This window comes from Bacillus sp. B19-2, from assembly GCF_022832475.1.
Classification (GTDB): domain Bacteria; phylum Bacillota; class Bacilli; order Bacillales; family Bacillaceae; genus Bacillus; species Bacillus paralicheniformis.
The window spans coordinates 132,722-146,956 of record NZ_JALHKQ010000003.1; the positions used below are offsets into that span (position 1 = coordinate 132,722).

Sequence of the window (14,235 nt, forward strand, 5' to 3'; positions counted from 1 at the left end):
TCATTACTGTAAAGCGAGGCGATAACTTGAAGACTGTTAAAACAGATACAGTGCATTCGTTTCCGCCGGTGAGCAGAAAAAGAAAGATCAGACGTTTATTATATTCAGCAAAAGCCGCACCCTACATTTTTACAGCACCTTTTGTACTCTCCTTTTGCATATTTTTTCTTTATCCGCTTATCAGCGTCGTCATCATGAGCTTTCAAAGCATTCTCCCCGGGGAAGTCCGCTTCATCGGGACAGAGAACTATAAAGCATTAAACAATCCTACATTTTATACCGCACTATTCAACACCGTAAAATACACCTTTTGGACATTGCTGATTTTAATACCTGTTCCTCTTATTCTGGCAGTCTTTTTAGATTCTAAACTCGTCAAATTTAAAAACGTGTTCAAATCGGCTTTATTCATCCCGGCTCTGACTTCAACCATTGTGGCGGGGATTATTTTCAGGCTGATTTTTGGAGAAATGGATACGTCGCTGGCGAATTCGATATTGGCTAAGCTCGGTGGTTCGCCGTACAACTGGCTGAACAACGAACATACCGGCATGTTTTTAATGGTGATGCTCGCATCCTGGAGATGGATGGGGATCAATGTCCTGTACTTTTTGGCGGGCTTGCAGAACGTTCCGAAAGAATTGTACGAAGCTGCCGAAATCGACGGGGCGGGCACGTTCAAGAAGTTTTACCATATTACGCTGCCGTTTTTAAAGCCCGTCAGCGTCTACGTGCTGACGATCAGCATCATCGGCGGCTTCCGGATGTTTGAAGAAAGCTATGTGCTGTGGCAGAACAATTCTCCGGGCAACATCGGCCTGACGATGGTCGGATACATTTATCAGCAGGGGCTTGCCTACAACAACATGGGCTACGGGTCGGCGCTCGGTATCGTGCTCTTGATCATCATTTTCATTTGCAGCCTCATTTCATTAAAGCTGTCTGGATCATTTAAAAAGGAGGGCTATTAATGCGACCTGCCGGAGGCCTCAACATTGCGAAAGTGGCTCTGTTTCTGCTGTTTGCGATATTAAGCTTTTTGTTTGTGTTTCCGCTCTTCTGCCTTGTGCTCGGCTCGCTCAAACCATCTTCGGAATTGCTGCGCTTCGGCCTGAATTTAAAGCTGAACCCTGAAATCCTGAGCCTTGACAATTACACATACTTGTTTAACGGCGGAAGCATTTATTTTCAATGGTTTTCGAACAGCTTGATTCTCGTGGTGATATCCACCGTGCTGACGCTCTTGTTTTCTTCAATGGTCGGATACGGACTTGCCGTCTACGACTTTAAAGGGAAAAATCTCTTGTTTGTAGCCGTGCTTCTGATCATGATGGTGCCGATCGAAATTCTCATGCTGCCTTTATTTAAAATGACGGTTTCTCTTCATATTGTCGACACATACGCCGGTGTGATCCTGCCGTTTATCGTTTCGCCTGTCGCCGTGTTTTTCTTCAGACAGTATGCGCTTGGCCTGCCGAGAGATTTGCTTGATTCCGCGAGAATGGACGGCTGCACAGAGTTCGGCATTTACTTCAGGATCATGGCGCCCTTGATGAAGCCGGCATTTGGAGCGATGATCATTCTTCAATCCTTAAACAGCTGGAACAACTTCTTATGGCCGCTGATCGTTTTGCGATCGAAAGAAATGTTTACGCTCCCAATTGGACTGTCCGCTTTGCTCAGTCCGTACGGGAACAATTATGACATGTTGATTTCGGGTTCTGTGCTGGCGATTCTGCCGGTGATTCTCATCTTCCTGTTCTTCCAGAAGTACTTTATATCAGGTTTGACGGCGGGCGGAATTAAAGGCTGATCCACTATATATCATCTTGAAAGGAATGGTTTAACATGACTGCACACAAAGCGAAGATGACGATTGACAAAGAATATAAGGTGGCAGAGGTTGATAAGCGAATTTACGGCTCCTTTATCGAGCATCTCGGCAGAGCCGTTTACGAAGGCATTTATGAGCCTGATCATCCTGAAGCTGACGAATCGGGCTTTCGGAAAGACGTCATTAAATTGGTCAGTGAACTGAAGGTTCCGTTTATCAGGTATCCGGGCGGAAATTTTGTCTCAGGTTATAACTGGGAGGACGGGGTCGGTCCTGTCGAACAGCGGCCGACAAGACTTGATTTGGCGTGGGCGACAACCGAGCCGAACTTAATCGGTACGAACGAATTTATGGATTGGGCAAAGCTTGTCGGGGCAGAGGTGAATATGGCCGTCAACCTCGGAACGAGAGGAATTGATGCCGCACGCAACCTAGTAGAATATTGCAACCATCCGTCAGGATCGTACTACAGCGACTTGAGAAAATCCCACGGATATAAGGAACCGCATAAAATTAAAACATGGTGCCTCGGCAATGAAATGGACGGTCCATGGCAAATCGGCCATAAAACTGCAGCCGAGTACGGAAGACTTGCCGCTGAAGCTGCGAAGGTGATGAAATGGACGGATCCGTCGATCGAGCTCGTCGCCTGCGGAAGTTCTGGAAGCGGAATGCCGACATTCATCGACTGGGAAACGACTGTGCTTGACCATACGTACGAACACGTCGAGTACATCTCGCTTCACTCCTATTACGGCAACCGTGACAATGATCTTCCAAACTATTTGGCGAGATCGCTGGACATGGATCACTTTATCAAAACGGTCGTCTCAGTCTGCGACTATATGAAAGCGAAAAAGAAAAGCAAGAAAACGATTCACCTTTCATATGATGAGTGGAATGTCTGGTATCACTCAAATGAAAAAGACAAAGAAGCTGAACGCTGGGCGAAAGCGCCGCACCTTCTTGAAGACATCTACAACTTTGAAGATGCACTTCTCGTCGGCTGTATGCTGATTACGATGCTCAAGCATGCCGACCGCGTGAAAATCGCCTGTCTGGCTCAGCTTGTCAATGTCATCGCGCCGATTATGACAGACAAAGGGGGAGAAGCGTGGCGTCAGACTATTTTCTATCCGTTTATGCACGCTTCCGTCTACGGCAGAGGAACGGTATTGCAGACGGCGGTATCGTCTCCGAAGTATGATGCGAAAGACTTTACGGATGTGCCGTACTTGGAGTCCGTGTCTGTTTTCAATGAAGAAGCCGAGGAATTAACCGTTTTTGCCGTCAACCGCGCAACAGACGCCGGCCTTGAAATGGAAGCCGATATGAGAAGCTTTGAAGGGTACAGCGTCTCTGAGCACATCGTTCTGGAACACGAGGATCATAAAGCGACGAATGAAAAAGACCGCAACAACGTCGTTCCGCACAGCGGCGGAGACGCCAAAGTATGTGACGGCAGGCTGACGGCTCACCTTCCGAAGCTTTCCTGGAATGTGATCAGACTGAAAAAACGATGATGTAAAAAACCGGCCGCTGTGCCGGTTTTTTTTTAGGGGGGAAAAGGTGTGCGCATTTATGCCGGAGAATACTATAAAACAGGAGGGAGGGATATGATGAAGTCGTTTTTTTCGGCTGCATACTGCATTTTGATGTACGCATTTTTAGCATACCTTTGGCTTCTGTTTATCACGGCAGTCTTTGATCAGACCCGGTTGCTCAATCACTCATTTTTAGAGGCGGGCGTCATCTTGATCGGCACCATTTTGTTTTTTTCGCTGTCTCACCATTTCTCAGCTTCGCTTGTCAAAACAAATGTCAATCGAATCGCGGGGATCGCCGCATTTTGTCTAGTCATGGCCGTTCATTTTTTTATCGTTCCATTATGCTGACAGAAAAAAGGCGGATATCCGATGATACCCGCCAATTGTGCCTTAAAAAGGAAGCAGATGAAGCTTATGTCTATTTTATTCTTATTATTCCTATTAGTCAACTGGGTTTATAGTTGCCGGGAAATAGTTGATTGAAAATTTCTCATAATAAGATGATTACGCTTACAAAAAAGATGAGATATGTTAAAAAAGAAACAAAGGGGGGAGGAATTGGATGAATGCAATAACAATTGTGATCGCTTCCATCTGTATTTTGGCGATCGCCTATCGTTTGTACGGAACATTTATGATGGTGAAAGTGTTGAAGGTTGATGATGACAAGCCGACTCCTGCCCATCTCGAGAAAGACGGCAAAGATTATGTGCCGACGAACAAATGGGTGTCTTTCGGCCACCACTTTGCCGCCATCGCAGCCGCTGGGCCGCTTGTCGGGCCGATCTTGGCGGCGCAGTTCGGCTATTTGCCGGGGCTGTTGTGGCTTTTGATCGGAGCGGTGATCGGGGGAGCCGTGCATGATATTGTCGTTTTATTTGCGTCCATGCGGAGGAAGGGAAAGTCGCTTTCAGAAGTGGCAAAAGAAGAGCTCGGGCCTGTTGCGGGATTTTGCACGGGGCTTGCGATGCTGTTTATTATTACAATCACGATGGCGGGGCTGTCAATGGTTGTGCTTCATGCGCTTGAACGCAATCCGTGGGGGACGTTCGCCGTTGCGATTACAATTCCGATCGCGATGGGGGTCGGTTTATTTTATAAAAAGACAGGTAATTTAAAATTAGCGTCAACCGGCGGATTTATTTTGTTGATGGCGGGTGTCTTTATCGGACCGTCCATCGCGGAGACTCCGCTTGGAGACGCCTTGACGCTCGATACGAAAACGCTTGCTGTCGCACTTCCTGTCTATGCATTTTTTGCAGCTGCGCTCCCTGTATGGCTGCTGCTTGCGCCGCGCGATTATTTGAGCAGCTTTATGAAAATCGGGGTGTTTATCGCTTTGATTGCCGGGGTTTTCGTCGTCAATCCGGCGATTCCGTTTCCGGCGTTTACCGAGTTCACGGGCGGAGGGGGGCCTGTATCGCCTGGTCCGGTCTGGCCGTTTATTTCAATTACGATCGCTTGCGGTGCGATTTCCGGTTTCCATGCGTTTGTCGGTTCAGGCACGACGCCGAAGATGCTTGATAAGTGGAGCGACATGAAATTCGTCGGCTTCGGGGCGATGCTCGTTGAGTGTCTTGTCGGCATCATGGCGCTGATCGCGGCAACGGCATTGCAGCCGGGCGATTATTTTGCCATCAACAGTTCACCTGAAGTCTTTCGGACGCTTGGCATGAATGTCGTCCACCTGCCTGAACTCAGCCGCGAAATCGGTCTCGATCTTGAAGGAAGAACAGGCGGAGCTGTTACCCTTGCCGTCGGCATGGCTTATATTTTTACGGATATTCCGTTTTTCAGCCATTTGGCCTCTTACTTTTTTCAATTTGTCATCATGTTTGAAGCCGTCTTTATTTTAACGGCGATTGATGCCGGAACAAGGGTGGCGCGTTATTTGATTCAAGACTTTTTCGGGGAAGTGTACAAACCGCTGAAAAAAACGGACTGGCTTCCGGGTTCGGTCGCAGCGAGCGCCCTTGCCTGTTTCATGTGGGGGTATTTGCTGTATTCAGGCGACATCAGCTCGATTTGGGCGCTGTTTGGCGTATCCAACCAGCTGATGGCATCCGTCGGTTTAATTATCGGAGCGACGGTCATTTTAAAAATTGCGGACAAACGGCGTTATATGCTGACATGTCTCATTCCGCTTGCTTATTTGTATGTGACGGTCAACTATGCGGGATACTGGATGATCAAAAACGTTTATTTTAATGCGGAAGCTGCCGGTTTCAACGTTTTAAACGGCATTTTATCGATTATTATGCTGCTGCTCGGGCTGGTGATCATGGCGGCTGCCATTAAAAAATGGATGGAGATTTGGCGCGATCCGGCATTGCGGATGGAGCCTTCTATTCCAGGATGATAAATTAAAACCGGGGCCGTTGCAGGCCGCCGGTTTATTTCGTTTTTAATCCTTGTTCCAATGTCTCGAGCATTTCGGTTTTGTCCGATTCATTTGCATGTTGCCAGATGACCTCGAACAACACACCCAATCCCGGAAGCATTTTTTCTTCACCGCTTTGGATCGCATCGACGATCGTGTGTTCAAGCTCTTCTTGCGAGTTTCCTGATACATTGGCAATAACGGCATGGCGCAAATTCAAATCCATCTTTTTTCACTCCATTTCATCATCTGATTTTCTATATTCTGCCTCGCTTTCGGGTTTATTATGTATCATTGATGAGATATAATGTGACTATTGCGAGACAAAGGAGTCAAAACGATTTGAAACGAATTGAATCAGCCAAAAATCAAAAAGTGAAGGATTGGAAAAAACTTCATACGAAAAAAGAGCGGACAAAAACCAATACTTTCTTAATAGAAGGCGAGCATCTCGTTGAGGAAGCGCTGAAGACACCGGGTGTTGTGAAAGAAATCATGGTTGCAGACGAAGCGGATTTCCCGGCCGCGCTTGATGAGTCTGTTGCCCGCTATATTTTGAGCGCCGATGCTTTCTCGGCGATTGCCGAAACAGAGACACCCCAGGCTGTCGCCGCTGTATGCCGAATGCCTGAAAGCGGACCTTTTCAATACGAAAAGCTGCTGCTTGCGGATGCTGTGCAAGATCCGGGCAATTTAGGGACGATCATCCGGACGGCAGACGCGGCGGGGATCGATGCCGTTGTTATCGGACAAGGCACTGTCGACCCTTACAATGCCAAAACGCTCAGATCGGCTCAAGGCTCGCATTTTCACATTCCGATTTTAAAACGCGACCTGCCGGAGCTGATTGAAGAGCTAAAGGGAAAAAGCGTCCCGGTTTACGGCACAGCGCTGCAAAATGCCGTGCCATTTAGGGAAGCGGAGTCGTCGCAGTCATTTGCGCTTTTGATCGGAAACGAAGGATCGGGGGTCGATCCGGCCCTCCTCGCACAGACTGACCAAAATCTGTACGTTCCGATCTACGGAAAAGCGGAGTCGCTGAATGTAGCGGCCGCAGCCGCAGTCCTTCTTTATCATCTCCGCGGATAACCGGTTGCACAGGACCATGTAATTCACTATAATGAATGTAATATGTTTAAAAACAGTGATAGAGGCTCCGTTTTTTCACATGCCGCCATTTAGGGAGAAAATGCCTTAGACTGCAAGCATTTTTATGGCAGGCCGGAAAAACGCTTCACCTCTTGAGTTGTCACCGGGACCGCGTCTCTCGAGGGATGTGTAAAGGTGAACCGGATTCATTCCGTTATGCCAATGAAGTAAGCAGCAAAGCTTTTTTTTGCTTTGTTTTAAAAAAGGGTGGTACCACGGCCACGATTCGTCCCTTTCATTATGAAAGGGGCTTTTTTTATTGCCTAAAATAACAGGTTGCTACATAAAAGGAGGAGTTTTTAAGATGCAGGAAGAGCTGAAACGGCTTGAGAAAGAAGCGGTTGGAAAAGTGGAAGCCGCTGGTTCATTAAAAGAAGTCAACGATGTCCGCGTTGCGTACCTGGGAAAAAAGGGACCGATCACGGAAGTGCTTCGGGGAATGGGAAAGCTGTCCGCTGAAGAAAGGCCGAAAATGGGCGCTTTGGCGAACGAAGTAAGAGAAAAAATCGCCGCGGCGATCGCCGAAAAAAATGCCCGCCTTGAGGAAGAAGAGGTGAAAAGGAAGCTGAAAGAACAGACGATTGACGTGACGCTTCCGGGAAGCCCTGTAAAAACAGGAGCGCGGCATCCGCTGACGATCGTTGTTGAAGAAATCGAAGACTTGTTTATCAGCATGGGATATTCGGTGGAAGAAGGTCCTGAAGTGGAAACCGACTATTATAACTTCGAAGCGCTCAACCTTCCGAAAGAGCACCCGGCCCGGGATATGCAAGACAGCTTTTATATTACGGAAGATACGCTGATGAGAACACAGACATCTCCCGTTCAGACGCGCACGATGGAAAAGCATGAAGGCAAAGGCCCAGTCAAAATCATCTGCCCCGGCAAAGTGTACCGCCGCGACAACGATGATGCGACACATTCCCATCAGTTTATGCAGATTGAAGGGCTCTGCGTTGACCGCAATATCAGTATGAGCGACTTAAAAGGAACGCTTGAAACGGTCGCGAAAAAGATGTTCGGCGAAGAGCGCGAAATCAGACTGCGTCCAAGCTTCTTCCCGTTTACAGAGCCGTCTGTCGAAGTCGATGTTTCCTGCTTTAAATGCGGAGGCAAAGGCTGCTCCGTTTGCAAACAAACGGGCTGGATCGAAATTCTCGGCGCCGGAATGGTACACCCGAACGTGCTCGAAATGGCCGGATTCGATTCCAAACAATATCAGGGATTTGCATTTGGAATGGGTGTTGAACGGATCGCGATGCTGAAATACGGCATTGACGACATTCGTCATTTCTATACAAACGATGTCAGATTTTTATCTCAATTTAAACAGGCTTAAAGAGGAGGACGCGTGATGTTTGTTTCATATAAATGGCTGCAGGAATACGTGAATTTAGACGGGATGACTCCCGAGATTCTCGCTGAAAAGATTACAAGAAGCGGAATTGAAGTGGAAGGCATCGAATATAAGGGAGAAGGAATTAAAGGTGTTGTCATTGGACATGTGCTGGAGCGCGAACAGCATCCGAACGCCGACAAATTAAACAAATGCCTCGTCGATATCGGGGAAGAAGAGCCTGTCCAGATCATCTGCGGGGCTCCGAATGTGGACAAAGGGCAAAAAGTAGCCGTCGCCACGGTTGGCGCGGTATTGCCCGGCAATTTTAAAATCAAAAAGGCGAAGCTCCGCGGGGAAGCGTCTAACGGCATGATCTGCTCTTTGCAGGAGCTTGGCATTCAAGGCAAGCTTGTGCCGAAAGAATATGCAGAAGGCATCTTCGTTTTCCCGGGCGATGCTGAAACCGGGGCGGACGCCCTTCAAAGCCTGGCGCTCGACGATGCGGTTCTCGAACTGGGACTGACGCCAAACCGCGCCGACGCCATGAACATGCTCGGCGTTGCCTATGAAGTGGCTGCGATTCTCGGCCGCGAAGTCAAACTTCCTGAGACGGCTTATCAGGCAGGCGCCGAAAAAGCGGCGGACTATATTTCCGTCAAAATTGAAGATCCAGAAGCCAATCCTTTGTATGCGGCGAAAATCATTAAAGACGTCAAAATCGGCCCGTCGCCGCTTTGGATGCAGACGAAGCTGATCAACGCCGGCATCAGACCGCACAACAATGTCGTCGACATTACGAACTTTGTGCTGCTTGAATACGGCCAGCCGCTCCACGCGTTTGACTATGACCGTTTCGGCTCAAAAGAGGTCGTCATCCGCAAAGCGTACGAAAATGAAACGATAACGACGCTTGACGAACAAGAAAGAATATTGACGCTTGAGCATCTTGTCATCACAAACGGTTCTCTTCCGCAGGCAGTCGCAGGCGTAATGGGCGGAGCGGACTCCGAAGTCCGTGAAGATACGGCGACAGTGCTGCTTGAGGCCGCGTATTTTAACGGCCAGACCGTTCGCAAAGCATCAAAGGATCTCGGTCTTCGCAGCGAATCAAGCGTCCGCTTTGAAAAAGGCATCGATCCTGCACGGGTGCGCCTCGCTGCAGAACGCGCGGCAGATTTGATCAGCCGGTACGCCGGAGGAACCGTCTTGGAAGGTACGGTTGAAGAAAACCATCTTGACATCAAAGAGAATGTCATCCGCCTTTCCGTTGATAAAGTGACGAAGGTTCTCGGCATGTCCATCAGCAAAGAAGAAATGGTCAACATTTTTGAAAGGCTCGGCTTTGTAGTTGAAGACGCTGAACGTGAACTGGTCGTGACGGTTCCATCAAGAAGAGGCGATATTGCGATTGAAGAAGATTTGATCGAAGAGGTCGCAAGACTGTACGGATATGACAACATTCCGTCGACACTGCCGGAAGTAACAGGCTTTGCGGGCGGACTGACGCCTTATCAGGACAAGCGCAGAAAAGTAAGACGCTTCCTGGAAGGAGCAGGGCTTTCCCAGGCGATCACATACTCATTAACAAACGATAAAAAAGCAACGGCTTACGCATTGGAAAAATCGTTTAAAACAATCCTTTCGCTGCCGATGAGTGAGGAAAGAAGCGTGCTGAGGCACAGTCTGCTTCCTAATCTGCTTGATTCGGTCGCATATAACCTGGCCCGGCAGTCTGATTCTGCGGCATTTTATGAGGTCGGTTCAGTTTTCTTAAAAGCCGAAGAACATACGAAACCGGTCGAAAAAGAACACGTCGCCGGAGCCGTGACAGGCCTGTGGCACAAAAACCTCTGGCAGGGCGAGAAAAAGCCGGTTGATTTCTTCGTCGTCAAAGGCATCGTCGAAGGTCTGTTGGAAAAGCTCGGTATCACCAAAGGCATCGAATTCGCTCAATCTGAAAGAAAAGAGCTTCATCCTGGGCGGACGGCCAATATTTTGCATAACGGCTCATTAGTCGGCTTCATCGGCCAGCTGCATCCGTCAGTTGAAAAAGAACTGGATCTGAGCGACACGTATGTGTTTGAGCTGGACCTGCACGAGCTCCTTCGCTTGGATGTACCGGAGATCACGTATACACCAATTCCGAAGTATCCTTCTGTTACCCGGGATATCGCGCTTGTTGTAGACAAAGAAACAGCGGCCGGCCAGCTTGAGGACGTCATCAAAACAGCAGGCGGCAAATGGCTCAAAGAAGTCCAAGTCTTTGACGTCTACGAAGGCGAGCACATGGAAGAAGGCAAGAAATCCGTCGCCTTCAGCCTGCAATATTTGAATCCTGAACAAACATTGACTGAAGAAGAAGTGACAAAAGTCCACGACCAAGTGCTGAAGGCACTGGAGGATGCGTATCAGGCAGTATTGAGAGGATAAAGAAAAGCCGGTCCCCGATCATTCGGGAACCGGCTTTTTTGTCTTCAACATAATCAAAAGCTATTGATGCTTCAGCATCCGTTCGATTTTCTCTACATCGGAGTCTAAAGCTCCGTACAGTACACCGGGCAAGCTGTATTGATGAGGCTTCCCTGCTGCAGTGTAACGTAAAACAGGGGTGACTGTATAAAAATCATATTCCCCTGTCAAATCAAAAGACGGGACGACGATGTGTTTGCTTTGTTTAGCTTGGATGGCGGTCCTCTTGTCAAATGAATACGTCATGACGCCGTTTAGATCGGTGATCTTTTCAAGGGAGATATCTTTTGCAAGGTTGTTTTTCAGCCGTACGTCCAAGGACGGTTTTGGATATCCTGCAGTATACTGGCCGGCAGGCGACAGATCGCCGCTTTGAACATTATGATCGTTTTGAAGGGTGATCTTTCCGATTTGAAATGCTTCTGCATCACGCCCGTTAAAAGATATCAGCAGCTGATCCGCTTTTTCCGGTTTATCGCTTGAGATTCGGACGTCAACGATGATGTTGACGAGCGTATAGCCTTTATGGCGAATCCCTGTTTCAACCTTGTAATCGCTGATTTGTATATGATCGTTATCAAAAGCGAGCGACGTAACCGTATCACCGCTTATCGAAATGCCGGCGTTTGCTTTTTGCAGGCCGAAAATGTTAAACGACATCGTCTCGTCTTCCATCACATAGCTGATATAGTTTTGAGCAAAGAAAAGCCCGTTTTTTTTATTTTCGCTGGCCTCTGTAAAATTCGCCTTGTTGAAGAAAATAAAGAGAGAAAATGCCAGAGCTGCGCATATGGAGAGCGTGATGATCCATTTTATTTTTGACATGGTGACTCCTTTCTGAGTCTGTCTGTTTGTATTGAGAAGAAATGCGGAGATATTCGCGATAGTCGTCCATAGAGGTCAATGGGTTTTGTTATGAATAGCCGAGAAGTTTAAATTCACTTAAAAAAAGTGGTATTGAATATTAGAAGGATTAGTTCAATTTAGCTAATCTTTTTTATTTAGAAGAAAATATCCTTTTAGAAAGTAAGTACAAGGTGTGAAAACTATCATTAAAGTTCTTGAAATCACAATTCCATGAATGGCTAAGTCATAGCCTGAAGGTATCAATGCCTTTGTGTTTATCATAAAATACATTGATATTATGAAAGTCGAAAAAATTAGAAAAAATTAAAAGAGTGCCAAATAAACCTGATTTCTTCATCCTAATCCCACCTTATATCGTACAAGTATCAAAAGCCATCTAATGTACGGAAGGCTGAAAATTATGATAATTGTAAATGAGTCATATGAAAACACATGAAATGAAGCAATTCAGCTTAGCGCTTGAAATGCTTTGCCTCTGTTGGTAAAGCCCCTGAAAAAGGGGCTTTAATTCTAAGTTTATTAAATATACTGCGGTTAATTTGAATTTTCAATCCTTATTTTTCATTTATTGTTAATGTTTTAGTGAGATATGCGGATCCAGTTGCAACGGCCCCGCTCATCCAACTATTCCGCACCGCTTACCGCTTTGACGCAATCCGCTTTGCCTTCATCGTATTTGCAAAGTGCAGCTTTGTAAACTGCTGCAGGACGGCATCGCCTTTTTTTCTGATCAGCTTTGCCGCCGCTTCATCGACGAGCGGGCCCGCTCCTTTCGGGAGCGTCATCCCGGCTTCTTTCGAAAGCTTATCCATCTCCATTAAAAATGAATAGCGTGCGATGATCGAAGCCGCTGCAACTGAAAGATGGATGCCTTCCGCTTTTGTGCTGAAATATGTACGTTCTTTGATGGCGTTTTTGCCGGCCAGGTGTTTAAAATAGACGGCAGGTTCGGCGAACTGATCGATTAAAATCGCTTCGGGCCGGGTTCCGTCCAATTTTTTGAGAAGGTTGCCGATCGCCTGGTTGTGGAGAAGGGCCTTCATTTTTCCCTGGCTCATCCCTTTTTCCTGCATTTCATTATACTTTTCGTTCCTCAAAACGAGCAGGCTGTAAGGAACTGTCTTGATTAAGTCGCGCGCGATCTGAACGATTTGCGGATCTTTTAAGTTTTTCGAATCTTTAACACCGAGTTCCTTTAACAGCGGCAGCTTCGTCTTGTCAGCGTATACGCACGCGACGGTGATCGGACCAAAATAATCGCCTGTCCCGACTTCATCAGAACCGATCACAGACATGGAACCGATGCCTTCAGGCGGCTGATAGACGGACGGGATGCTTTTTTTGGATGCGGGCTTTTTGGCAGCCGGTGTTTCAGCATCCGCCGTCCAGCGCTCCGCTTCCTTTTCCGCGTTTTTTCCTTGGAACAGCACCTTCCCTGACCGGTATGCTGTAATGGTGCACCCTTGTGATTTGGCCTGGAAAACCGCGCCCTGTACGGAAAGGGAAGTCATGTGAGGCCCGTAGTGGCTTTGCATCCGTTCAATAACAGACGGGGGAACTTTTAAAACAGAATGTGACACGTTCTAATCTCCTTTATTAGCTGCTTAAACAGACTAAATCATTGTTTTTATAAGTGTATCATAACAGCGGAGGGCTCGTCTTTCCATTCAATCTCTAAACATGTTATGATATAGACTAGGATTCTCGCATAATTGGAATGGAGGAGAAACGTTGTCTGATGGTCAAAAAACGAAAACAATAGTTGACATCTACGGTCAGCAATTCACAATTATCGGCGATGAAAGCAAGAGCCATATGAGGCACGTTGCCTCGATTGTGGATGATAAAATGAGGGAAATCAACGAAAAAAATCCGTATCTTGATATAAATAAACTGGCCGTTTTGACGGCTGTAAATGTGGTTCACGATTATTTGAAGCTGAAGGAAGAGCTTGAGAGATTAAAAGGACAAATTAAAGAAAAGGATTGAACATCACGATGTTAGATATCATCATTATCATTTTGCTTTTGTCCGGTTTGTTTATTGGACTCAAAAGAGGGTTTATCCGCCAGTTTATCCGTTTGGTTACGTTTATCGCAGCGATCGCTGTGGCCGCAACCTATTACGGCGACCTTGCGCCTAAGCTCGGCTGGATTCCGTCTCCCGACTTTACGGGCGGCCAGTCTGCGCTGGCGTTTGTAAACGGAAGCCTTGAAGGCGCTTATTACAATATGATTGCGTTTTTGATTCTCTTTTTCCTGACGATTATCCTTTTGAGAATTGCCGCATCGTTTCTGGATGCCGTTGCAAGCATACCGGTTCTCAAACAGATCAACCAAGTACTTGGAGCCGTGCTCGGTTTTGCGGAAATCTATCTGTTCGTGTTTGTCGTTCTGTTCATCGGAACGCTTCTGCCGATCGATGTTCTGCAAAACATGATGGCCGGTTCGGTGATGGCTGATTTGATCATTCATAAAACACCGTTTTTATCAAACATGTTAAACAATCTGCTGCATCAGTACGGATCTTTGTAAAAACTTCTCTGTTTGTAGGGAAGTTTTTTTTCGGGGCTCTTGAGAACCCCGGAAACTGTCGAATAGGCCTGTTTGTTGTAGGATCAGCCAAAAATTTGTATGATTGAAGCAGGATG

At 47.1% G+C, this 14,235-nt stretch carries 13 protein-coding genes; 10 read left to right on the forward strand and 3 right to left on the reverse strand.

Annotated features, from left to right (window positions below; genetic code table 11):
• Nucleotides 1-26: 26 nt before the first annotated feature.
• The 5 genes from araP (at nt 27) to cstA (ending at nt 5,740) form a co-directional block, all read left to right on the forward strand.
• The gene (araP, locus tag MST20_RS13025) at nt 27-971 is read left to right on the forward strand and encodes an arabinooligosaccharides ABC transporter permease AraP (RefSeq protein WP_011198183.1); all 945 of its coding nucleotides are present in this window, start codon (nt 27-29) and stop codon (nt 969-971) included.
• The gene (locus MST20_RS13030) at nt 971-1,813 is read left to right on the forward strand and encodes a carbohydrate ABC transporter permease (RefSeq protein ID WP_243942732.1); all 843 of its coding nucleotides are present in this window, start codon (nt 971-973) and stop codon (nt 1,811-1,813) included. The genes araP and MST20_RS13030 overlap by 1 nt, the downstream gene beginning before the upstream one ends.
• 35 nt (nt 1,814-1,848) lie before the next feature.
• Nucleotides 1,849-3,357: an arabinosylfuranosidase ArfA gene (gene arfA, locus MST20_RS13035; RefSeq protein WP_075751986.1), complete on the forward strand. Its 1,509-nt coding sequence runs from the start codon at nt 1,849-1,851 to the stop codon at nt 3,355-3,357.
• A 93-nt stretch (nt 3,358-3,450) separates the two neighbouring features.
• On the forward strand, nt 3,451-3,729 hold the full coding sequence (locus MST20_RS13040; RefSeq protein ID WP_243942734.1) for a hypothetical protein: 279 nt from the start codon (nt 3,451-3,453) through the stop codon (nt 3,727-3,729).
• A gap of 214 nt (nt 3,730-3,943) precedes the next feature.
• A complete protein-coding gene (gene cstA, locus MST20_RS13045) occupies nt 3,944-5,740 on the forward strand; it encodes a carbon starvation CstA family protein (RefSeq protein WP_243942736.1) in 1,797 nt (598 codons plus the stop codon).
• Nucleotides 5,741-5,774: 34 nt separating this feature from the next.
• Here cstA and sspI read toward each other — a convergent pair whose 3' ends face one another.
• The gene (sspI, locus tag MST20_RS13050; RefSeq protein ID WP_243942737.1) at nt 5,775-5,987 is read right to left on the reverse strand and encodes a small acid-soluble spore protein SspI; all 213 of its coding nucleotides are present in this window, start codon (nt 5,985-5,987) and stop codon (nt 5,775-5,777) included.
• A 116-nt stretch (nt 5,988-6,103) separates the two neighbouring features.
• Here sspI and MST20_RS13055 point away from each other — a divergent pair, with 116 nt between their 5' ends.
• The 3 genes from MST20_RS13055 to pheT all read left to right on the forward strand — a co-directional run bounded on the left by MST20_RS13055 (nt 6,104) and on the right by pheT (nt 10,679).
• Entirely contained in the window at nt 6,104-6,850 is a 747-nt protein-coding gene (locus MST20_RS13055; protein ID WP_243942739.1) for a TrmH family RNA methyltransferase, read from the forward strand.
• A gap of 364 nt (nt 6,851-7,214) precedes the next feature.
• Entirely contained in the window at nt 7,215-8,249 is a 1,035-nt protein-coding gene (gene pheS / locus MST20_RS13060) for a phenylalanine--tRNA ligase subunit alpha (protein WP_243942741.1), read from the forward strand.
• A gap of 15 nt (nt 8,250-8,264) precedes the next feature.
• Complete coding sequence (gene pheT, locus MST20_RS13065) at nt 8,265-10,679, forward strand: phenylalanine--tRNA ligase subunit beta (protein ID WP_243942743.1); 2,415 nt, start codon at nt 8,265-8,267, stop codon at nt 10,677-10,679.
• Nucleotides 10,680-10,739: 60 nt separating this feature from the next.
• Here the strand turns inward: pheT and MST20_RS13070 are convergent, their stop codons facing one another.
• On the reverse strand, nt 10,740-11,543 hold the full coding sequence (locus tag MST20_RS13070) for a hypothetical protein (protein WP_243942745.1): 804 nt from the start codon (nt 11,541-11,543) through the stop codon (nt 10,740-10,742).
• Between the two features lie 680 nt (nt 11,544-12,223).
• Nucleotides 12,224-13,165, reverse strand: a complete 942-nt coding sequence (gene rnhC, locus MST20_RS13075) for a ribonuclease HIII (protein WP_243942747.1) — start codon at nt 13,163-13,165, stop codon at nt 12,224-12,226.
• Between the two features lie 151 nt (nt 13,166-13,316).
• On the opposite strand from rnhC, the gene zapA reads away from it, so the two are divergent.
• Both zapA and MST20_RS13085 read left to right on the forward strand, forming a co-directional pair.
• The gene (gene zapA, locus MST20_RS13080) at nt 13,317-13,574 is read left to right on the forward strand and encodes a cell division protein ZapA (protein WP_043926621.1); all 258 of its coding nucleotides are present in this window, start codon (nt 13,317-13,319) and stop codon (nt 13,572-13,574) included.
• Nucleotides 13,575-13,582: 8 nt separating this feature from the next.
• A complete protein-coding gene (locus tag MST20_RS13085) occupies nt 13,583-14,119 on the forward strand; it encodes a CvpA family protein (protein ID WP_023855455.1) in 537 nt (178 codons plus the stop codon).
• The last annotated feature ends 116 nt before the right edge of the window (nt 14,120-14,235 follow it).